We start from the raw sequence: 20,540 nt of genomic DNA on the forward strand, positions 1-20,540 counted from the left end.
TTGGGCAGGCTGCCCGCATAAGTCAAATGGCATTCCATTGTGAAATCCGGCGACAGAACCGGTTCCGTCCTCGGCACAAACGCCGTCCAACCCGACAGAGAAGGACAGTCCATGACAAGCCTCACGCCCCGCGGCATCACCCGCCGTTCGCTCCTCAAGACCTCGGCCTATGCCGCCGCCGGCACGCTGGCGGCCCCCGCGCTGCTGCGCGCGCAATCCGCAGAGCTGGTGATCGGCTGCGCCGGTTCACACACCGCCTGGATGGAAGAGATCGTCGTTCCGCACATGAAGGCGACGATCGGCGCCGTCATCCTGTTCGAGGGCACCAAGTCCTCGGTCAACCTCGAGAAGATGGCCTCGAACAAGGACAACCCCTACTTGTCGGTCGTGCAGATGGACGACCCGGTGATGATCCAGGCGGTCGAGGCCGACCTGCTGACCCCCATCACCGCCGAGGCGGTGCCAAACATGACCGACCTGCGCGGCGACGCGGTGCACATGGAGGGCATGTGGTGCAACTACGTCCAGCCCTGGGCGGGCGTGGCCTACAACACCGACTTCGCCGAGGGCGTGCCCTCGTGGGAGGCGCTGTGGGATCCGGCGAACGCCGGGCAGGTGATCATTCCCTCGTTGCAGAATACCGAAGGCATGTGGACGTTGTTCATGGCGGCCATGCTGGGCTCGGGCAAGCCCTTCTCGGAAGCGCAGTACGAGATCGACGCCGCCTTCGCCAAGCTCGAGGAACTGAAGCCGAACCTGCTGTCGGTCTACTCGACGATGAGCCAGGCCTTCAACCTGCTCGAGCAGGGCGAGATCACGCTGCTGTCGGGCAACTTCTCGTCCTACACGCTGCCGCGCAAGGCCGAGGGCGTGCCGGTGGATCTGGCCGCGCCGAAGGAAGGCATCTTCGCCATGCCCTCGGGCATCTGCCTCGTGAAGGATGGGCCCAACGCGGAACTCGCCGCGGCCTACGTGAACGAGATGCTGGGCGAGAAGATGCAGACCGCCATCGCCGATTTCGCCGCCTCGGTTCCCGCCAACACCACTGTCAAGGCCGGCGCGGTGATCCCCGACGGTGTCGAGATCTACAGCCCCGACTGGGCTTTCGTCGCCGCCAACCGCCGCGACTGGATCGAGCGTTTCGACAAGCTGATGGCGCTCTGAGACGATGACGGACATGGCTCAGACCCCTTCGCCCGCAGACCGGCGCTACCTCGATGTCTGGGGCGTCGGGAAATCCTTCAAAGGCACCCGCGTCATGTCCGGCATGAACTTCCGGGTGGACCGGGGAGAGCTTGTCTCTCTCCTCGGTCCCTCGGGCTGCGGAAAGACCACGCTGCTGCGCATCATCGCCGGGCTCATGGAGGCCGACGAGGGCTCGGTGGTGCTGGGCGGGCGCGACATCAGCCGCTTCCCGGCGCACCGGCGCAACGTGTCGGTGGTATTCCAGAACTATGCGCTTTTCCCGCACCTGACGGTGGCCGAGAACGTCGCCTTCGGGCTGCGCGCCCGCGGCACGCCCAAGGCCGAGATCGCCGCGCCGGTGGCCGAGGCGCTGCGCCTCGTGCGGATGGAAAGCTTTGCCGAGCGGCCGATCTCGGCGCTGTCGGGCGGTCAGCAGCAGCGCGTCGCGGTGGCCCGCGCGCTGGTGGTCGGCCCGGACCTGCTGCTGCTCGACGAGCCCTTCTCGGCGCTCGACCGTAAGCTGCGCGAGACCATGCAGGTGGAACTCAAGTCACTGCTGCGCGACCGCGGCATCACGGCCATTTTTGTCACCCACGATCAGGAAGAGGCGATGGGCGTCTCGGACCGGATCGCGGTGATGAATGCCGGGAAGATCGAGCAGTTCGCGGATCCCTCGACACTCTACGCGCGGCCCGCCTCGCCTTTCGTCATGGATTTCGTCGGCCTGTCGACCCGCTTGCACGGACGCGTCACCGCGGCCGAGGGCGGGCTGCTGTCGATCGAGACGCCCTATGGTGCGCTGCGCGCCCGCGGCGAGGTGCCGCTCGGCGCGACGGTGATGGTCGGGGTGCGCCCCGAGCTGATCGCGCTGGGGCAGGGCGAGAACAGCCTCTCCGTCGCGCTCGAGGACGCGATGGTGCTGGGCTCGAAGACCGTGCTGCACGGCCGCGCCGCCGAGGCCGACCGCCTCCTGTGCGAGTTGCCCGGCATCCGCACCGGGCTGGCGCGTGGCGAGACGGTGACGCTGGGCTGGGCGGTCGAGGACACGCTGGTCTACGGGGACGCGGCATGAGCGGCCGGATCGACCGCATCTCGCTGCTGGCAGTGCCAGCGCTCGGCTTCCTTGCCGTGGTCTATGCGCTGCCGCTGGTTCTGCTCCTGGCCAAGTCGGTGCAGACCCCCGAGGGCTTCTCGCTGGCCGAGTACCGCGCCTTCTTCGCAGACGAGTACAACATGCGGGTGCTCTGGCGTACGCTGCGGGTCGCGGCGCTGACCACGCTGCTGGCGCTGGTCATCGCCTATCCTACCGCCTTCGCCATGAGCCGTGCGAGGGGAGGCTGGCTGACCGTCTTCCTCGTGGCGATGGTGCTGCCCATGTCGCTCGGCGTGGTGGTCAAGGCCTTTGCCTGGTCGATCCTCTTCCGCGCCAACGGGGCGCTCAACGGGGCGCTGCAATGGATCGGGTTGATCGACAAGCCGATGCGCATGATGTTCACCGAAGCGGCGCTGGTGGTCGGGGCGGCGAACGTCTTCCTGCCCTTCATGGTGCTGCCGATTTACGCCGTCGTCCGCCAGCTCGACCAGCGCCTGCCCGAGGCCGCGGCCTCGCTCGGCGCAACGCCGTTGTTCCGCTTCTTCAACGTCACGCTACCGCTGACCCTGCCCGGCGTGGTGGCGGGTTCCGCCTTCACCTTCTCGCTGGCGGTGTCGATGTACGTGATCCCCTCGCTGATCGTCGGCGAGCGCCAGCAGACGCTGTCGATGCTGATCGCCCGGTCGTTCCTCTATCTTCGCAACGAGCCGCTCGGCTCGACCATCTCGGCGGTCCTGCTGGGCATCGCGGTGCTGGTGGTCGTGCTGTCGAGCTGGCTTGCCCGCCGGCTGGGAGCCCGCCAATGACCCAGACAGACCGCATCTTCCGCACGCTCTCGTGGATCGTCGGGCTCGCCTGCGTGGCCTTCCTGATGCTGCCCATCGTGATCACGCTGGCGGCCTCTTTCACCTCATCGCCGGTCTACACGCTGCCGCCGCCGGATTGGTCGCTGCGCTGGTATCGCTCGCTGGGCGAGCGCAGCGGGCTCTGGGACGCCGTAGTGCTCTCGGTGAACCTCGCCGCGGTCTCGACGCTGGTCTCGCTGGTGCTGGGCACGCTCGCCGCGGTCGCCGTCACGCGCGGCCAGTTTCCCGGACGCGAGGCCGTGGCCACCTTTGCCGTCTCGCCGCTGATGATGCCAGGGCTGGTGCTGGGCGTGGCGCTCTTGCAGTTCTTTCGCGAGATCGGGCTGCGCGACGCTTACTGGTCGCTGCTGCTGGGCCATATCGTCATCACGCTGCCTTTCGTTATGCGCACGCTGCTGGCCTCGATGGCGGCCTTCGACTTCTCGCTGATCGATGCGGCCCGCACGCTGGGCCTCAGCTATCCGAAGTCGATCCTCAAGGTGCTGGTGCCGAGCCTTGCCCCTGCCTACCTGACCTCGGGGCTCTTCGCCTTCCTCGCCTCGATGGACAACTACCCGATCTCGATCTTCCTGACCGACGCGCGCAACAAGACCCTGCCGATCAAGATGCTGCAGTATCTCGAGGAACAGCCCGACCCGTCGCTGGCGGCCATGTCCTCGGGGCTGATCCTGTTGGCGATCATCGTGCTGGTGATCGGCGCGCGCACCGTCGGCCTGAACCGCATGATCCAAGGATGAGCAGATGACCGACCACCCCGCAGACCGCCGCGACTTCCGCGGCTACTTCGGCGCCGAGCCCGCGCCCTGCTGGCCCGGCGACGCCCGGCTTGCCGTCTCCTTCGTGGTGAACGTCGAGGAGGGGGCCGAGTATTCCATCGGCGACGGCGACGCGCGCAACGAATCCACCTACGAGATCCGCGAGGAGGTCGAGCACGCGCCGGATCTCTGCATGGAGACGCATTTCGCCTATGGCACCCGGCAGGGCTACGCCCGCATCGCCCGCGCCTTCGGGCGGGTCGGGGCCAGGGCCACCTTCTCAACCTGCGGCCGCGTCGCCGAGCGCGCGCCCTGGCTTTTGCAGGACGCGGTGGCGCACGGGCACGAGGTCTCGTGCCACGGCTGGCTGTGGGAACGGCACGCCAACATGGACCGTGCCGCCGAGGAGGCGGTGATCGCCCGCACCCACGCCGCCATCACCCGCGCCTGCGGCGTGGCGCCGGTCGGCTGGCACACCCGGTCCTCGTCCTCGGTCAACACCCGCGATCTGCTGAAGGCGCACGGCGATTTCCTGTACGACAGCGACGCCTACGACGACGACATCCCGCGCATGGAGGGCGGGCACGTGATCCTGCCCTATGCCTTCGACACCAACGATATGCGCTTCTCGCCCGGGGGCGGCTTCGTGCAGGCGCGGGATTTCGCGGACTACGTGATCGGCGCCTTCGAGCGGCTCTACGACGAAGGGGCCGAGGCCGCGCGCATGCTGTCGATCGGCCTGCACCTGCGGCTGATCGGCCGCCCGGGGCGGATCGCCGCGCTCGAGCAGCTGCTCGACCACATCACCTCCCGCGAGGGCGTCTGGATCGCGCCGCGCCGGGACATCGCCGCCCGTTGGGCGGACACGCAGGGAGCCCGCGCATGAGCCTCATGGACCTGACAGCAACCGCGCTTGCCGCCGAGGTGCGCGCCGGGCGGGTGACACCGCAGGCCGCCGCCGCCGCCGCCCGCGCCCGCGCCGAGGAGCGGAACCCGGCGCTCAACGCGCTGACGCTGGTCAACCCGGCGCTCGAGGCCGAGGCCGAGGCGGTGGCCGCGCGGCTCGCGGCGGGCGAGGAGTTGTCGCTGGCCGGGGTGCCGGTGGTGATCAAGGACAACATCTGGGTGAAGGACCTGCCGATCACCCAGGGCTCGAAGCTTTTCGAGGGGTTCATCGCGCCCGAGGACGCGCAGGCAGTGGCGCGGCTGCGCGCCGCCGGAGCGGTGATCCTCGGCATCGGCACCTGTTCCGAGTTCGCCTGCAAGGGCTCGACCAACACGCCGCTCTATGGCATGACCCGCAACCCGCTCGATCTCTCCCGCACCCCCGGCGGCTCGTCGGGCGGGCCGGTGGCCGCGGTCGCCGCGGGCATGGCGCCGCTGGCGCTCGGTACCGATGCCGGCGGATCGACCCGGCGCCCGCCGGCACACGTGGGGCTGGTGGGGCTGAAGCCGACGCAGGGTCTCATCCCCTATGGCCCCGGCTTCGACGAGCCTGTCTGGGGCATCTCGGTGCTCGCGCCGATCGCCCGCACGGTCGAGGACATCAGCCTTGCCATGTCGGTGCTCGCCGATCTCGCCCCGGAGCCGCCGCTGGAGGGCACCATCGCCTTTGCCGCCGACTTCGGCCTCGGCCAGCGTCTCGACCCCGGAGTCGGCGAGGCCTTCGAGGCCGGCATCGCCGCGATCGAGGCGGCGGGCCATGCCCTAGAACCGGCGTCCCCCGACTGGCAGGGGCTCGACGGCATGTCGGTCATGCCGCTGCAGCACGCGGGGCTTGCCGCGCTTTTCGGGACACGCTGGCGCGCGGCACCGGAACTCTTCGACCCGGACCTCGGAGCGCAGATCGAAAGCGGGCTCGGGCTGAGCGGCGTGGCTGTGGCCGAGGCGCACCAGGCCAGCCACCGGATCCGGGAGATCATGCTGGAGTTCCTGTCACGCCACGCCGCGATGATCACGCCCACCACGCCCTGCGCCGCGTGGCCGGTCGAGTTGAGCGCCCCGCCAAGCATCGGCGGCGCGCCCTGCGGTCCGCGCGATCACGCCGCGTTCACCTCGCAGTTGAATCACGCGGGATGCCCGGCGATTACACTGCCTTGCGGGACCGACGCGGCGGGCCTGCCGCTCGGGATGCAGATCATCGCCGCGCCCGGGCGCGATGCGGACCTTCTGGCCCTCGCGGCCGCTATCGCGCCGCTGCTGCCGCCGGCCACGCGCCCCAGCCCGGAGGGTCGGTGATGAGGCTTCTTCTCGTCAATCCCAACATGACCGAGGCGATGACCAACAGCATGGCCACCATCGCCCGCCGTGTGGTCGGCGGACGGGCCGAGATCCTGCCGCTGACCGCCCCGCGCGGCTTTCCCTACATCGCCTCGCGCGCCGAGGCGCAGATCGCCGGCGGCATCGCGCTCGAGATGATCGCCGACAATATCGAGGGTATCGACGCGGTGATCATCGCCGCCTTCGGCGATCCAGGCCTCGTGGGGGCGCGCGAGATATTCGACGTGCCGGTCGTCGGCATGGCCGAGGCCGCGGTGCTGTCGGCAGCAATGCTGGGCGACCGGTTTTCGATCGTCACCTTTTCGCCGGTGATGACGCGCTGGTACAGCGACTGCGTCGCGGCGACGGGGCTTGTCGGGCGCTTCACCGGCGTTCGCACGCCGAAGCGCCACGCGCCGGAGCTGCTGCACGCCCGCGACGCGCAGCACGCGGCGCTGGTCGAGCTGGCCCGCGCCGCGGCGATCGAGGACGGCGCGGACGTTGTCATTCTGGGCGGTGCGCCCTTGGCCGGGCTCGCACCCGAGATCGCCAGCGAGGTGCCGGCGGTGGTGCTCGACCCGATCTCGGCGGCCACGGCGCAGGCGCTGACCCTCGCCGTGCTGCGCACCGCCGGGCAGGCGCGCGCCTCGCGTCCGATCGCCAAAACCTCGGTCGGGCTCTCGCCCGCGCTGAGCCGGATCATCGCGATGGAGGCGCCGTGAGGCGGCCGTCCGGGGGTGCGCGGCATCCGGGGCGCTCGGCTGCTGCCGCCTGTTGCGGCGAGGTGGCGCACAAACGCGCAAATCCCGGGTGTTTCATGCCTTCCGTGTCGACGCCGGACGACGGCGCGGGTGCCTGCCGCGAGATCGGGCAGAAGGGTTCAATCCCCGGCTGTGGTTTCGAAATTTCAGTTCCAAGGACGGTGAACACATGATCCACGACCTCGTAATCAAGGGCGCCCGCGTGGTCTGCCCCGGCGTGGTGAGCGCCTGCGACATCGGCATCCTCGAGGGCCGGATCGCGACGCTGGGCACCGCGCTCGAAGGCCGCGAGGTGATCGACGCCACGGGCCTTATCGCCATGCCCGGCGGGATCGACAGCCACGTCCACATCTCGCAACCCTCGGGCCCCGGCGTCGAGATGGCCGACGACTTCGCCTCGGCGACCCGCGCTGCGGCCTGTGGCGGCAACACCACCGTCATGCCCTTCTGCCTGCCGGAAGAGGGGCAGACCCTGCGCGAGGCGGTAGCGGCCTACCACGCCAAGGCCGAGGGCCAGTGCCTGATCGACGTCTCCTTCCACCTCATCGTGAAATCGGTCGATCCGGTCACGCTCGGGCAGGACCTGCCGGCGCTGATCGCGCAGGGACTGACCAGCTTCAAGGTGTTCATGACCTATCAGGGCATGCGGCTCAGCGACGCCGAGATCCTGCAGGTGATGGATGTCGCGCGCGCGCAGGGCGCGCTGACCATGGTCCATGCCGAGAACGAGGATGCGATCGAGTTCCTGCGCGACAAGGCCGAACGAGCCGGGGACATCCAGCCGGTGTTCCACGCCCGCACGCGCCCGGTGCCGGTCGAGCGCGAGGCAACGCACCGCGCCACCACGCTGGCCGAGGTGGCGGATGTGCCGGTGATGATCGTGCATGTCTCGAACGGCGCCGCGCTCGACGAGATCCAGCGCGCCAAGGCGCGCGGCGTCAAGGTCCTGTCCGAGACCTGCCCGCAGTACATCACGCTGACCGCCGACGATCTCGACCGGGCCGGCTTCGAGGGGGCGAAATGGGTTTGCTCGCCGCCGCCGCGCGACACCGGCGAGCAGGCGGCGATCTGGGCGGGGCTCAAGCAGGGCGCCTTCGACGTCTTCTCGTCGGACCATTGCCCGTTCCGCTTCGCCGACACGGCGGGCAAGGACGCCCCGGGCGCGCGCGCGTCGTTCCGCAACATCCCGAACGGCATTCCCGGGATCGAGACGCGGCTGCCGATCCTGTTCTCGGAAGGTGTGGTGAAGGGGCGCATCTCGCTGACCAGCTTCGCCGCGCTAACCGCCACCAACCATGCCCGCATCTACGGGCTGACCGACAAGGGCGCGATCGCGGTCGGCAAGGACGCCGACATCGTGCTGTGGGACCCGGCGCTGCAGAAGACCATCACCCAGGCCGACCTGCTTCATGGATCGGACTACACGCCGTGGGAGGGCTTCTCGGTGACCGGCTGGCCGGTGCGCACGCTGCTGCGCGGCGTGACGGTGATGCTGGACGGCGCGCCGACCGGCGGCACCGGCGGCCGCCACGTGGCGCGCGCCTGTCCCGACGTCGCCCGCTGAGCCCGGGGCGGCGACCCGTGCCCGCCGCCGGACTTGCCCGCCACCACTTGGCCGGGGACCTGCCCATCATCACCCATCCAGGGACCTGTTCCGCGCTGCCGGACCGGCCGAAGGCGCGCTGCCGATGGCCGAGGCGGTCACCATGCAGGCGCCGAGCCCTAGCGTGGCGGGGAAACTCTCGTCAGTAACAAACGAATGCGCCATGGCTCTGGGTGTCGCAAATGCTGGATAGCTGTGCAAGACTTTCAACGCGCCGCAGAAAATCCAGTCCTTGTCAGCCAAGCGGCGCTTCCACATCACCCACGGCGGAGAAGGATTGCAGACACCTGACCCGCCGAGAGCCGCACGCAGTCGTCGCCGAGGAGCTCGTGTGAGCCTCAAGCCAGTCGCACGGAGACGAGTGCGACATTTTTGGATTTTTCCATGGGTATAATTTCGAGAAGTCGAATGCAGCAGTTCCACCTGCCACGAAGCCAATCGGCCAGACCATAGGCCATGACATGTCGAAAAAGTTGCATCCGGATGGCCTGTTCCGTAAGCCATGGCGGAAGAAAGACACCATAATTTCCCTTACGCGCACAAGAACAAATCATGAACAATGAGCTTGCCACGCCCCACTTCGGGCATTTACTCAAAGGTCATACCTCGAGCAGAAGGTAGCTCAATCTGCCTGAGGTTGAAATCTCCCCTTGCCGAGATCGGGTCTTTTCGCCGACGTTGGAAGAAAACGGAACACTGCTGCAGGCAAGACATCGAGCGACGGCATCGCTGCGCTGGAGGAAGACATGTCAGCCGAATGGACCAACATTCACATCTTGGAATGCGAAGACGAAGTCGGCCACGCCGTCACCGTGTTCCGGCAATCTGATGGAACCCACCAACGCTATGTGCTCGGCAACGGGCGCAAGGTCGAGGCGAACGCGGACGGCACCTTCGTCATCGCGGAGTCCGCCACGGAATTGCGGGTCATGGGCCTCTAGCAAGGTTTGCAGCGCGGGCCTGGAGCACGGCTAAGCAGCTAGCTTTTTCCGGGTTCGTGCTGCGAGGCCGCGCATGACTTGCTCGAAATCGCCCTCAGCAAAACGTGCGACTCCGTTGTGAGCGGCGCAGACGGACTTCGTGCCGGACCATCGCGCCCCGATTTCTTCGAGCCAGCGGCAGAACCTCTCCGCTGCGCCGTCCTCGGCATTCATCGCCGCCCCTAGCGTGGGATGCAGGACGAGCCGCGGTATGTACCCGCGCAGAGCCTCTGGCACAGGCAGAACATTCAGCGTGTCGTCAACGTGGAGCGATCCGCTGGCCGGGTGAAAGGCCAAGAGCGAGCCTGCGTGCACCTTCTCGTTTTCGGAGAAGTACTGGATGCCTTGCGGCAGAGAAAGTTGCAGGTCTCGAGAGTACTTCTCTGCCACCGCTGCGCTTTCCACGCGCTCAGTTTCCCAGGGCACCGAGGGGCAGACACGATGATGCCGCTCCGAGCCGTAAAATTTTGCTGCTGGGAAATCCCGTGCCATGGCGGCGCAGTGCAGCGTGTGGAATGGATGAACATTGAGGACCGCTTCCACCAGACTTCCATCCTGCGTCAGCCCCATGACAAGCTCGCGGATTTCCCCATTTAGCGTGTAGCTGTCGAGAAATACGAAACGGCCGCTCTGTAGCCGAACGATCGAGACCTGCGTCCCGACGTTGACGATTCCGGCCAGCTTCATGGTGCAACGGACATTCCAGAAACCGCTCCCGAGGTTCACCAACCTGCGCGTCATCGCTCTCTTCCCATGTAAACTGGTACGACTTTCCATCGCGAGTTTTTTGCGGAGGTAGCGCGATAGACACCTTCGACGAGGCGCGCGTGAGGCGCGCCGGGTGAGGTGACAGTCTTGTGCAGGCACTGAAGTCCAAGAGGTGACCAGACTGAACTGGCAGTAAATCGCCGCAACTTATGGCCATTGGGAGCAAGCGAACAGAGATTGGGGGCTGATCGCAACTTGTTGTGCCGAGGCCCCTGCCCTCTACCACAAGATAATCTTGTCTCGCCGCAAGGCCGCTCAGGTCCCGGCGCTGCCTTTGCCAAGCCGCGCTTTGCTGCATGTGCATTCGGCTGATGCCAGCCCTCAGCGGACGGGCGTATCGGTGGCAGGGCTGTGATGCTGGTGGTGAAAGTCGAGATCGTCGCGTTCCCAAGAACCGGCACCCGTGAAAGATTTCCCGCGCAGCCTTAAGCAAAACGCAGCAGATGAGATGACCGCCGCTCCTTGGGGCGGCGGGCCGGCGACTGACCAAGGGTCAAGACGCGAGCATACCGTGCGGATCGAGGACGAACTTCTTCGCGACACCGCTGTCAAAGCTCTTGTAACCCTCCGCAGCCTGGTCCAGCGGCATGATCGTCGCGTTGACGATGTCCGCGATCGGCAGGCGGTCGTGCAGGATCGCCTGCATGAGCTGGCGGTTGTATTTCAGCACGGGGGTTTGACCGGTGTGGAAGCTCTGCGCCTTTGCCCAACCCAGACCAAACCGCATCGAGAGGTTGCCGGATTTGGCCGCGTCGTCCACCGCGCCGGGATCTTCGGTGACATAGAGCCCGGGAATGCCGATGCCGCCCGCGACGCGGGTGATTTCCATCATCTGGTTCAGCACGATGGCCGGTTGCTCTCCTCCCGAATGACCGCGCGCCTCGAAGCCGACCGCGTCGATCGCCGCATCCACCTCGGGAGAGCCGGTGATCTCCGCGATCATCTCCGGCAGGTTGTCGCCCTTGGAGAGGTCGACCGGGGTGAAGCCAACCTTGGCCGCGTGGTCGAGACGCTCCTTGTTGAAGTCACCGATCATCACCACCGCGGCGCCGAGAATGCGTGCCGAGGCTGCCGCCGCAAGGCCCACGGGGCCCGCGCCCGCGACATAGACGATAGAGCCGACGCCGACGCCCGCCTGCAGGGCTCCGTGGAAACCGGTGGGCAGAATGTCCGAGAGCATGGTCAGGTCGCGAATCTTTGCCAGCGCCTGGTCTCTGTCCGGGAACTTCAGCAGGTTGAAGTCCGCGTACGGCACGGTGACATAGCGGGCCTGGCCTCCGATCCAGCCGCCCATGTCAACGTAGCCATAGGCCCCGCCCGCGCGTTCCGGGTTCACCGTCAGGCAGACGCCCGTGTCCCCCTCGCGGCAGCACCGGCAGCGGCCGCAGGCCACGTTGAACGGAACCGAGACGATATCCCCGACCTTCAGCATTTCGACATCCGACCCGATCTCGATCACCTCCCCTGTGATCTCGTGGCCCAAGACGAGGCCCGGCTCGGCGGTCGTACGCCCGCGAACCATGTGCTGGTCGGAGCCGCAGATGTTGGTCGAGATAACCTTCAGGATAACCGCGTGCGCGAGTTTGCGCCCATTTGGGGCCTGAAGTTTCGGATCCTCGATTTTCTGAACCTCGACGGCCCCCGGACCGGTGTAAACAACCCCGATATTGCTCATGTGCGTCTCCTCCATAGATCTTGCACGGGCGAGGCGCCGCATGTCGGCATGCCAAGGGACGCAGGGCCTCGTTCGCAGGATGCTATCTTTGGCGCGTTGGATCACATGGCGGGAAGCGACATCGCCACGGACGCCAGCGACAGCGCGATTTTTCGCGACCTGCCGGGCGAGAGCCAGCGCTACTGCGACATTCGTGCAAGACGCAGCAGAACGCCAGGCTCCGGCACGAAGGGCGGGAGGACTAAGCCGCTGCGCGGCATTGGTGCGCTTGGCTGATGTTGCGGCCCGGCGCTCAGAGGGGCAACGGATCCGTGGTTCCGCTCTCTTCGAATTCCCAAGTCGCGATCCAGGCGTCTGCCTTGCGCTCGAGCATCAGATAGTTCCGCTCGGCCACGTAGCGCGACGCGTGCCCCGGTGGGCGCTCGATGCGGATCGGATGCCCACTCAGTGGCGACTCACCCAGCCATGACAATGTGCCCAGCAGGTTGGCCCAGGCTTTCGGCGGTGCGCGGTGCGCGACTCCTGAGGCGACCAGCTGCTGGATCCGCTGGCCCTGACCGAGATCCATGCTCCCACGCGTCGCGAGGTGGATCTCTCCCGACACCACCGTAAGGCTTTGTCCGTCCTGCAGCGCCATGGAGCGGACGAGCCGCAGCATTCGGCGCCACTCCGCGCGATGGGCGCGGCTCTGCCACTGGTCGCGAAGATCGTCCTCGTATTTCTGCATGCTCGGCACCATCACCATCAGCGCCTCGAGGATCGACAGCCGTGGCCCCAGGAGGGGAACACTCGACATGAGAAACGTATGCCCGGGTGCCGGCCGCTTCGCCTCCTCCTCCATCATCTGCCAGCCGCCTTGCCCCATGACCGCGCGGCGGCTTCGCTCGGAGCGCAGATCCGGAGCGACAATCCGCAACCCTGGGGTGCGCACGGCCCAGCCGAGGTGCTGACCATCCTCGTCAGCAAAGCGGCCGGGCAGATCGCCATCGACTGCAGCATGCTGGAAAATAAGGAAGCTCTCTCTCGCGGCCGAGAACAATGTCTGACCCACGCCGGAATGCGTCTTGGACGATGACAGGGATCCCCAGCCATCGCAGATGTCGTGATCGTCCCATTGCATGAGCGACGGCACACGCGCGGCGAGCCAGGAAAATTCCGGCGAAGCATAGAGCGTCGCATAGCGCTCGAAGAAAGCTTCCCTCAGATTCTCACGGAGATCGGCCAATTCCTCGTGCGACGGGTCCTCTGGGATGTCGTCCGGCCAGTCCTTGCTGAGGGCGTGCCCCTCGGTGACCTCATCTGCATACACCTGGTCGCCGCCATGAAGCAGAAGTGCGAACTCCTGCGCCTGATGGTCGTCCCTTAGGCGAGCCCACATGGCGTTCCGCTCGGAGCCTTCGCGGAGCAGGTCTCCGATCTCTTCCCCGTTACACGATACGTAGGCGATGCGGGGCTTGCCCGAGAAATCGCAGCACACTGGATAGCGGGTGCCGTTCCACTCGTATTCCGACCGGCCGCCAAGAGGAAGGTCGAACCGCACGCGCCAGACAGTCGCCTGGTTGAACTCTGTTAGGCGCCTAGCGGGAAAGCATACCCCGTCTACCCTCACTTGAGGGACCAAGACGCCTCTCGGAGCAATGAAGAGCGCCGCGATCTTGACCGAGGTGTCGTCGATATCGTCCAGGAACAGGATCGGGCCGGTGATGGGTGGTGAGCTCATGGTCTCGTAGATAGGAGCCGATCAGCCGCACACTAGATGCCGGCACATCCGATAGGCCGGTACCCGCTCTTGCCGCCCGCGCCAACGGTAGTGATCGGCCGGAGCCAATCCAAAGTGAGGTGGTCGCACCTCTTCGCGGCGTCAAGCGTGGCGCGGCCCCAGCAGCAGGGTGCCGAAGAGCGCGGTCATGTCGGCCGGGCGCTGCATGCGGGTGACCACCGGGGCGCCGTCCTTCGTGGCCTCGACCAGCTCGAACCCGCCCCAGCGGATGCAGTCCTTCGTCAGCGGCAGATCCCGGAAGACGCCGTGGCGGATGTGCGGCCCTTCGGCCTGCACGTCCAGCGTCTAGTCACCTGCAGACCGCCAGCGCCGTTTATCGTGATTTCGCTGATGAAGCTGCGGATGTGTTCATCGGCATGAAGCGATGCTGCGGACAGGAGGATGAAGAAGAGGGCGGGGAGGATGCGGAACGGAAACCGCTTGCCACCATCCTATGCCCGGCAATAATCCGAGCATAACCAATGGCCTGGGTTCACATCCGGAACCTGTCTGTTAGCGTCGCGCTGACTCACAAGGGGGATGGATGACCTATCGAACACTCGGGCTGGGCCCGATCCTTGCTCTGATCAGCGGTGCCGCTTATGCGGAAACGGTGACCTTCGATCCACAGCCCGGCGCGGCGCGCACCTGGCGGATGGAGATGTCCGTCCGCCCAGGCCGCGAGGGCGAACCACCGGACTATAGCTATGCCACCCAGCGCATCTCGTCGCTGACCAGAATGCAAGTCGTCGATGCGCAAACGCTGCACATCCTGCCGCTATGGTTTCAGACGGTGGTCGCAGGCGAAACCTACGGCACCCAGGGGCCGCTTCCCGACAACATGCGGCAGGCCATGGCGGATGGATTTGATGCCACGCTGAACGCCGGGATCATCACCGAAGTTACGCCGCACGGGACCGTAGATGTCCCGCAAGAGATGTTGACGGGGCTTAGCCAGCAGTTCGGTGCCGTCTTGCCCCCCGCCCGTCTCGAGGCAAGGGAGGGCTGGAGCACGACCATCGCGGATTTCTCGGGCGTGCCGGACGTCATGGTGACGGTAACCCATGTCACGGATGACAGCCTGTTCCTGCGGTATTCGGGCGATGATGCTTCGTTTCGCCTCGCGGGGGTTGCGGTGCTGGATCGAGACGAGGGCTGGCTGCGCCGTATCGTCATGACAACCGATCAGAAGGCCGATGACGGCACCACCCTGCGTACCACCCTGGCGATGGCACCGCAGGATTATCCCTTCCCGCTCCATGCTGATTACACTTTTGAAACGCCTGACTGGCAGACCATGCCCGACAGTTTTCCCGCGACGGAGCCGCTCCCGACCGAGGACGATATCTTCCCGCACGATCGGGGGCGCGTGCGCCTGGAGAACGACCTGCTGTCGCTGGATTTCACCCACCTGCATGAGATCATGGCCAATACCGGGCGCTTGGTGCTAAGCGGTCCGCAAGTGTTCCGGGGCGATCGGCCGGTCGACATGCCGATGCTGGCACTGCCGCCCATCACCCTGCCGAACTATCACGAGGAAGATGGCGATCCGTCCTTCACCTCTACCCTCCTGATCCCGACAGAGCAGAAGCAGATCTTACCTGATGTGCTAGAGGCGACCGAGATCCGGGCGAAGGTGGCGTGGTATCCGGCGACGCCCTTCACGATGACGCTGACCCCCGACGAGTCCGGCTATGCCGAGGTGACTAAGAACGGCGCCACCGCGACGCTGTCGCCAACCGACGAGGGGTTCGACCTGATCCTGTCGGGGCGTGAGGGCGACGACTTCATGTGGGCCGTGGACGCAGAGACGGACGCGGGCAGCATGATCTATGCCGCCGATCGCGGGCCGGGCTGGCTGACGCCGGCCGAAAGCCTTGCCCGCCGCATCGCCTCTCCCGATTACAGCGGTATCCGGGTGGCGATCCAGACGGACGCATCCGCGCCCACGCTGTCCGTGCGGGTGAACCGCCACGCCGACACTCCCGCCGCCACGCGCGAGATGACGTTCCAGACCGACAACGGACGGCGCACGGACCCTGACCGGGCCCCCGACAAAGTGCTGCTGTTCAAGGGCGACCCGCCGCCGCGCCTGGAAGATGTGCGCCCCGAGGGGCTGGATGTCGCCGCGCTGCACTTCCGCATGGGCAGCCTTCAGGCCGCACGCTGCTCCGCAAAGTTCGCGCTGCCGCAAACGGAGGCGGTCTTTGCCGAGGCCACCCCGAACACCGATGGCTACGGCGGCACCCGTCTGTTGCAGATGCAGACGCCCGATGGCATCCGCACGCATTTCTATGAACACGGCACGCAGGACGTGACTCTGAGCTGCGACGCCACCGTGACCTGGGAGGACGCCGAGGCGCAGCCTGATCCCGACCGCCCGTGGCGGATCGACTTCGAGGCGCTGGATATCTCGCCCGAGCTGACCTACGCGCAACTGATCGACCAAATCCGCTTCGTGGACGCCCATGGCGACGCGCTGGCGCTGGTCACCCCTAACGGGCGGGGCCTGGCGCTGTCCGACAAGATCAACTGGGCGATCTTCCCGGATGGCACGCTGCGGGTCGCAGGCACGCCCGCCCGCATCCTGCACGCCGTCAGCCGCCCCGATCCCTTCACCCGCAGCTTCACCGTGACCTTCCCCGACCTTCCCGTGCCGGAGGAGGCGCCGCAATGATCCGCACCGCAGCCCTGCTTCTCTGTCTCGCGACGCCCGCCTTCGCCCAAGTCGCAGATGGCGTGCAGAGGGACTTCTACGACGACGGCACGCTTGCGCGGGAAATCACGCGCAGCGGTGGCGAACTGGATGGTCCCTGGCGGCTCTATTACCCCTCTGGGCAGCTGGAAGAGGAGCAGTTCTATGTCGCGGGCCGCATAGATGGGGTCGAGCGAAAATTCCACGAAAACGGCCAGCTTGCCGCCGAAGTACACTGGACCGATGGAGAGCGCGACGGCGACTTCCGCGACTATGACCGTGATGGCAACCTGACTATGCAGGGCGCTTATGACATGGGGAAACCCGTCGGGCCGCATATCGAGTTCTGGCCATCCGGAGCGCGCCGTTCCCTGCGGCATTTCGACGATGGACGCGAGGTGGGCCTGTCGCGGCGCTGGTCGCGCGAGGGCGTGCTGACGCGCGAGGCCGAATACAGCGATGCGGGCGACTTCCTGCGCGAACGGCGCTGGAAGGACGACACGCTGATCTTGGTGCGCGAACCCGTGCAGGTCGATGGCCATGGATGGGGCGAGAAACTGACGGAATACGAGGGGGACTTCACCGAAACAGACATCAGGGCCGAGGGCTATCGCCTGACCACCCGTCACCTGAAGGACGAACTGATCGACCGGTCAGAGGTGATCGACGGCCAGATGCAGGGGCTCTACATCAGCACGGACCCGATCCAAGGCGACGTGACCCGCTTCACCTATGTCGACAACCAGCCCGACGGGCTCTTCACCCGCACATGGAACGGCAAGGTTCTGGACCGGGGCATGTACGACCGAGGCAAGCGTGTCGGCGAATGGCGGCGAGAAGAGACGACGCCTTTAGTGGAACTGGAGACCTACGACTCCCAGGGGCGGCTGGACGGCGAACAACGCACTCTGGGCTTGGACGGAAAGGTGCGGATGCGCGTGACCTATGCCGCCGGAACGCTGGACGGGCCGTATGAATCCTTTGCCCCCGCTGGCGAGATACTCGAAGTGGGGCAATACGACATGGGCCAAAAGACCGGCCCGTGGCAGGAGATCTCCGGGAACCTCGAGGACCTCCACTCCGGCAGCTACGCCGAAGACAAGCGCGACGGGCGCTGGACCATCATCGGCGCAGATGGTCATCCGGCCGACGTCCTCCACTATGACATGGGCGAGGAAGACGGATTGCATTACATTTTCGCCCGCGACGGTGCGGTGGACGAGGTGCAGGCCTGGCGCGACGGCGTCCGTGACGGCTACACCACCTACTATCAGGATGGCCGCCCGGTCGTGCGCGATCTGTGGCAGGACGGCTCGTTGATCCGGACCGACCTGCCGGTGGGGCCGGAATGACGTTCGGTCGAGCTCTCCGCACCTGCCTGCGCAAGTTCATCCGCTTCGGCGGACGGGCCTCTCGCGCGGAATATTGGTTCTTTGTGCTGGCCCTCGTGATCGCGACCTGGGTCACCGGGGCGCTGGATTACATCCTCTTCGACGGTCGGCATCCTCTTGGCGTGTTCCTTGTCGTCGTCACCATCCTGCCAATGACATCGGCGGGGTGGCGGCGGTTGCACGACGTGAACCGGCGCGGCTGGTGGCTGCTGTTGCCGGGCATCGCGTCGCTGATCTTCCTCGTCGGTGCCTTCGCCGTTCGCGGCCTGACCGCGCAGCCGATGGCGGAGATCCCCACCTTCGGCAACTCCGAAGGCTGGATCTACACCATCATGCTGGGGTTTCCGGCGGTGTCGCTTGTCTCGACGATCTGGCTCGTCGTGCTGCTGGCGCGAAAGGGCGACCCGCATGACAACCGCTTCGGTCCCGCGCCGCAGGACGGCCAGGGGGGATGGAATGGGTGATCCACTGACGGAAACGGGCCTGCCGGCCAGCCTCGACACAGCCGCCATTGCACGGGATCGGCTGACGGCCGACACCCTGCGCCCGATTTGCAGTCCGACATGATCCCCGTCGCACAGGGTGGGCTGACCCTCCTGCTTCGCGGCTGGCAGGGGATCGCGGTGATCGGCGTCATCGCCCTGGCCTTCGCGCACACGGACGGGCAACGACGCCCGTTCTTTCGTCGCCATAGGTTTCTCTACGGCCTGATCTGGCCGATCGTCGCGCCGGTGGTGGGCGCCTACCTGCTGCTGACGATGGCAGGGATGGCGGCAGTGCTCTGGATGTGGATCAATGGTGATTTCGGCTGACCATGAAAGGAATTCCCATGCGCTTAGTCGTCGTAATCGCACCGCTGCTCTGGGCCGGCCCGGCCCTTTCCGAACCCGTGATCTTCCGGCCAGACCCGGAGAGCACGCGAAGTTACAGCCTGTCCGTGGGTGACGAGGCGCGCCCGCTGGCCTTCGACGCGCTCTATGGCCGTTGTCTCGACGCTTACCTGGACGTGACGGCGACGGAAGACGCGGTTCACACGATCCAAACGCGCGTGGAGCTGCGGGAGGATGGGGAATACACCAGCTCTTCAGCGCCAAGGCAGTGGTCGGACGCTCTAACGGCCCTGCAACGGGCGGGCTATGACACGACGATCGCCCGCGACCATGCGGATCGCAACTTCGCCAGTGCCGCGCCCGAGGTGGAACGGGGCGCCGGTGCCAAGGCCGGGCTCCTGCACGCCGCCCTCTCAGATCCCTTCGCCAGCCCCGCCTTCCCGATCACGGTCCAGGCCGAGGACGGCTGGACCACCACCCTGCCGGAACTTGGCAGCTACCGGAACGTCGATGTGCGCGTGACAGGGGTGACCGACACGGAGGTGCGCGTTGCCTTCGCTGGGGGTGTCGGGCCAGACACCGCCCCCGATGCCAATGATCCCCGCCGCTGGCGCACGCGCGGCCACCGTATCGCCGGGCTCGCCGTTCTGGATCGCGCCGACGGATGGGTAATTCGCCAGGTGGTCACGCGGGAAACGACGCTGATGGTCGATGGGCAGCAACTGCCCTCCCGTCGTACGACCGTCCTGACCCCACTGGTGGACCGGCAGGCAAGTTTCGCCCCCGAAGGCAGCCACTGGCCCCGCGACATCGACAAAGTGACAGCGCCAGCGGATCTGCCCCCCGCGACGACGGACCAGATATTCGGAGACGCGCCGACATTCGAATTTTTCGGCGCGCCCGCCATTCTGGCCATCCCTGCGGACCTGAGGAGCTTCGTCCAGGCTGGAAGGATGACTTTTAGCGACCTGCGCCTGTTCGACGAGGCCGGAGAGCCGGTCGACATCCGCACCCATGTCGGTCCCGTCTATGCCCAGCCGGATTTCGGCTATCCCGACAGCCTGAGATCCGCCGCGCTGGTGACGCCGAATGTGATCGGCCCCGTCATGCTGGACCAGATGTCCCGCATCACGGCCGAGTTCGCCTGGTATCCCTCCACGACCCAGCTCATCGAGATGACGGCGGATGAGAACGGGCGCGCTTCGGTCGACAGCAATTGTGTGCGGGCCCAACTATATCCCGGGGACATGCGAGGCACCTACATACTGCGCTACAGTGGACAGAAGGATGACCTGATCACTTGGTCGGCGCCGGAAGAGCTTTCGGGGCAGGCCGCGCTCTATGCCCATGACCGCGGACCCGATTGGCTGTCACCCGCAGAAAGCCAGGTCCGCATGTTCGCCGCCGAGCACCCCGAGGGGCAGACCCTGGTTCTGCACACCGAAACCGCGCCGCAGGCCATTCGGATCCGGCTCGACCGTCCGGCCGAACAGCCGCAGGTACGCCGGGAAATTAACTTCGCGCCCCGCGAGTACGGTCGCTGAGCAGGCCTCCGGGGTCTGTGGCAGTCACCTCGGGCGCATGCTGATCCAGCCGCGAGTGGCCGGTATACGACTTTGCCATCGGTGCTGACTACGCAACTACGCTCTGCCAAAATGACGCCTCAGGGCTCGGTGCCGCCGTGCGGAGGTGCGAGGTGGTCCCTGAAAATCGGACACTTTGCTAAGCTTGCCGCCAACGATGGCGAGGAAGAACAGCGTGGCTGGCAAACGAAAGACTTACGGCGCCGAGTTCAAGGCGAAGGTGGCGCTTGGGGCGATCCGTGGCGAGCTGACGGTCGCCGAACTGGTGGCAAAGCACGGCGTGCATCAGACCCTCATCAACACCTGGAAGCGGCAGGCGCTCGAGGGCATGTCCGCA

Annotated in this window: 20 protein-coding genes; 15 read left to right on the forward strand and 5 right to left on the reverse strand. The window is 66.3% G+C overall.

The window, feature by feature from the left end:
* Window positions 1-111: 111 nt before the first annotated feature.
* The 8 genes from G0D83_RS18965 to hydA all read left to right on the forward strand — a co-directional run bounded on the left by G0D83_RS18965 (window position 112) and on the right by hydA (window position 8,483).
* Entirely contained in the window at window positions 112-1,164 is a 1,053-nt protein-coding gene (locus tag G0D83_RS18965) for an extracellular solute-binding protein (RefSeq protein ID WP_164196332.1), read from the forward strand.
* Window positions 1,165-1,177: 13 nt separating this feature from the next.
* Window positions 1,178-2,257, forward strand: coding sequence for an ABC transporter ATP-binding protein (locus G0D83_RS18970; protein ID WP_164196333.1), 1,080 nt, complete (start codon window positions 1,178-1,180; stop codon window positions 2,255-2,257).
* A complete protein-coding gene (locus G0D83_RS18975) occupies window positions 2,254-3,084 on the forward strand; it encodes an ABC transporter permease (protein ID WP_164196334.1) in 831 nt (276 codons plus the stop codon). The genes G0D83_RS18970 and G0D83_RS18975 overlap by 4 nt, the downstream gene beginning before the upstream one ends.
* The gene (locus G0D83_RS18980) at window positions 3,081-3,881 is read left to right on the forward strand and encodes an ABC transporter permease (RefSeq protein ID WP_164196335.1); all 801 of its coding nucleotides are present in this window, start codon (window positions 3,081-3,083) and stop codon (window positions 3,879-3,881) included. The genes G0D83_RS18975 and G0D83_RS18980 overlap by 4 nt, the downstream gene beginning before the upstream one ends.
* A gap of 4 nt (window positions 3,882-3,885) precedes the next feature.
* Window positions 3,886-4,785 carry a polysaccharide deacetylase family protein gene (locus G0D83_RS18985; protein WP_164196336.1) on the forward strand — a complete coding sequence of 300 codons (900 nt, stop codon included), beginning with the start codon at window positions 3,886-3,888 and terminating at the stop codon, window positions 4,783-4,785.
* Window positions 4,782-6,137, forward strand: a complete 1,356-nt coding sequence (locus tag G0D83_RS18990) for an amidase (RefSeq protein WP_164196337.1) — start codon at window positions 4,782-4,784, stop codon at window positions 6,135-6,137. Before G0D83_RS18985 ends, G0D83_RS18990 begins: the two co-directional genes overlap by 4 nt.
* On the forward strand, window positions 6,137-6,880 hold the full coding sequence (locus G0D83_RS18995) for an aspartate/glutamate racemase family protein (protein ID WP_164196338.1): 744 nt from the start codon (window positions 6,137-6,139) through the stop codon (window positions 6,878-6,880). Before G0D83_RS18990 ends, G0D83_RS18995 begins: the two co-directional genes overlap by 1 nt.
* Before the next feature lie 208 nt (window positions 6,881-7,088).
* On the forward strand, window positions 7,089-8,483 hold the full coding sequence (gene hydA / locus G0D83_RS19000; RefSeq protein ID WP_164196339.1) for a dihydropyrimidinase: 1,395 nt from the start codon (window positions 7,089-7,091) through the stop codon (window positions 8,481-8,483).
* Between the two features lie 69 nt (window positions 8,484-8,552).
* On the opposite strand, the gene G0D83_RS19005 is transcribed toward hydA, so the two are convergent.
* The gene (locus G0D83_RS19005) at window positions 8,553-8,765 is read right to left on the reverse strand and encodes a hypothetical protein (protein ID WP_164196340.1); all 213 of its coding nucleotides are present in this window, start codon (window positions 8,763-8,765) and stop codon (window positions 8,553-8,555) included.
* 503 nt (window positions 8,766-9,268) lie between these two features.
* Between G0D83_RS19005 and G0D83_RS19010 the strand changes: the two genes are divergently transcribed.
* On the forward strand, window positions 9,269-9,463 hold the full coding sequence (locus tag G0D83_RS19010) for an MHC class I heavy chain (RefSeq protein WP_164196341.1): 195 nt from the start codon (window positions 9,269-9,271) through the stop codon (window positions 9,461-9,463).
* Window positions 9,464-9,493: 30 nt separating this feature from the next.
* Here the strand turns inward: G0D83_RS19010 and G0D83_RS19015 are convergent, their stop codons facing one another.
* The 4 genes from G0D83_RS19015 to G0D83_RS19030 form a co-directional block, all read right to left on the reverse strand.
* Window positions 9,494-10,243, reverse strand: a complete 750-nt coding sequence (locus tag G0D83_RS19015; protein ID WP_164196342.1) for a hypothetical protein — start codon at window positions 10,241-10,243, stop codon at window positions 9,494-9,496.
* A 520-nt stretch (window positions 10,244-10,763) separates the two neighbouring features.
* Window positions 10,764-11,945 carry a formaldehyde dehydrogenase, glutathione-independent gene (gene fdhA / locus G0D83_RS19020; RefSeq protein WP_164196343.1) on the reverse strand — a complete coding sequence of 394 codons (1,182 nt, stop codon included), beginning with the start codon at window positions 11,943-11,945 and terminating at the stop codon, window positions 10,764-10,766.
* A 292-nt stretch (window positions 11,946-12,237) separates the two neighbouring features.
* Window positions 12,238-13,665 (reverse strand): alkaline phosphatase D family protein, encoded by a 1,428-nt coding sequence (locus tag G0D83_RS19025; RefSeq protein WP_164196344.1) that lies wholly within the window; start codon window positions 13,663-13,665, stop codon window positions 12,238-12,240.
* Window positions 13,666-13,806: 141 nt separating this feature from the next.
* Entirely contained in the window at window positions 13,807-14,001 is a 195-nt protein-coding gene (locus G0D83_RS19030) for a hypothetical protein (protein WP_164196345.1), read from the reverse strand.
* 247 nt (window positions 14,002-14,248) lie between these two features.
* Between G0D83_RS19030 and G0D83_RS19035 the strand changes: the two genes are divergently transcribed.
* From G0D83_RS19035 to G0D83_RS19060, 6 genes are all read left to right on the forward strand, one after another.
* Window positions 14,249-16,381, forward strand: a complete 2,133-nt coding sequence (locus G0D83_RS19035) for a hypothetical protein (protein ID WP_164196346.1) — start codon at window positions 14,249-14,251, stop codon at window positions 16,379-16,381.
* On the forward strand, window positions 16,378-17,751 hold the full coding sequence (locus tag G0D83_RS19040) for a toxin-antitoxin system YwqK family antitoxin (RefSeq protein WP_164196347.1): 1,374 nt from the start codon (window positions 16,378-16,380) through the stop codon (window positions 17,749-17,751). Before G0D83_RS19035 ends, G0D83_RS19040 begins: the two co-directional genes overlap by 4 nt.
* Window positions 17,748-18,254: a DUF805 domain-containing protein gene (locus G0D83_RS19045; RefSeq protein WP_164196348.1), complete on the forward strand. Its 507-nt coding sequence runs from the start codon at window positions 17,748-17,750 to the stop codon at window positions 18,252-18,254. The genes G0D83_RS19040 and G0D83_RS19045 overlap by 4 nt, the downstream gene beginning before the upstream one ends.
* A 99-nt stretch (window positions 18,255-18,353) precedes the next feature.
* Entirely contained in the window at window positions 18,354-18,602 is a 249-nt protein-coding gene (locus tag G0D83_RS19050) for a hypothetical protein (RefSeq protein WP_164196349.1), read from the forward strand.
* 17 nt (window positions 18,603-18,619) lie between these two features.
* The gene (locus G0D83_RS19055; protein ID WP_164196350.1) at window positions 18,620-20,164 is read left to right on the forward strand and encodes a hypothetical protein; all 1,545 of its coding nucleotides are present in this window, start codon (window positions 18,620-18,622) and stop codon (window positions 20,162-20,164) included.
* Window positions 20,165-20,378: 214 nt separating this feature from the next.
* A partial coding sequence (locus G0D83_RS19060; RefSeq protein WP_164196351.1) for a transposase occupies window positions 20,379-20,540 on the forward strand: 162 nt, incomplete at its 3' end.

The sequence above is a fragment of the Salipiger sp. PrR003 genome (assembly GCF_010500785.1).
Taxonomy (GTDB): Bacteria; Pseudomonadota; Alphaproteobacteria; order Rhodobacterales; family Rhodobacteraceae; genus Salipiger; species Salipiger pacificus_A.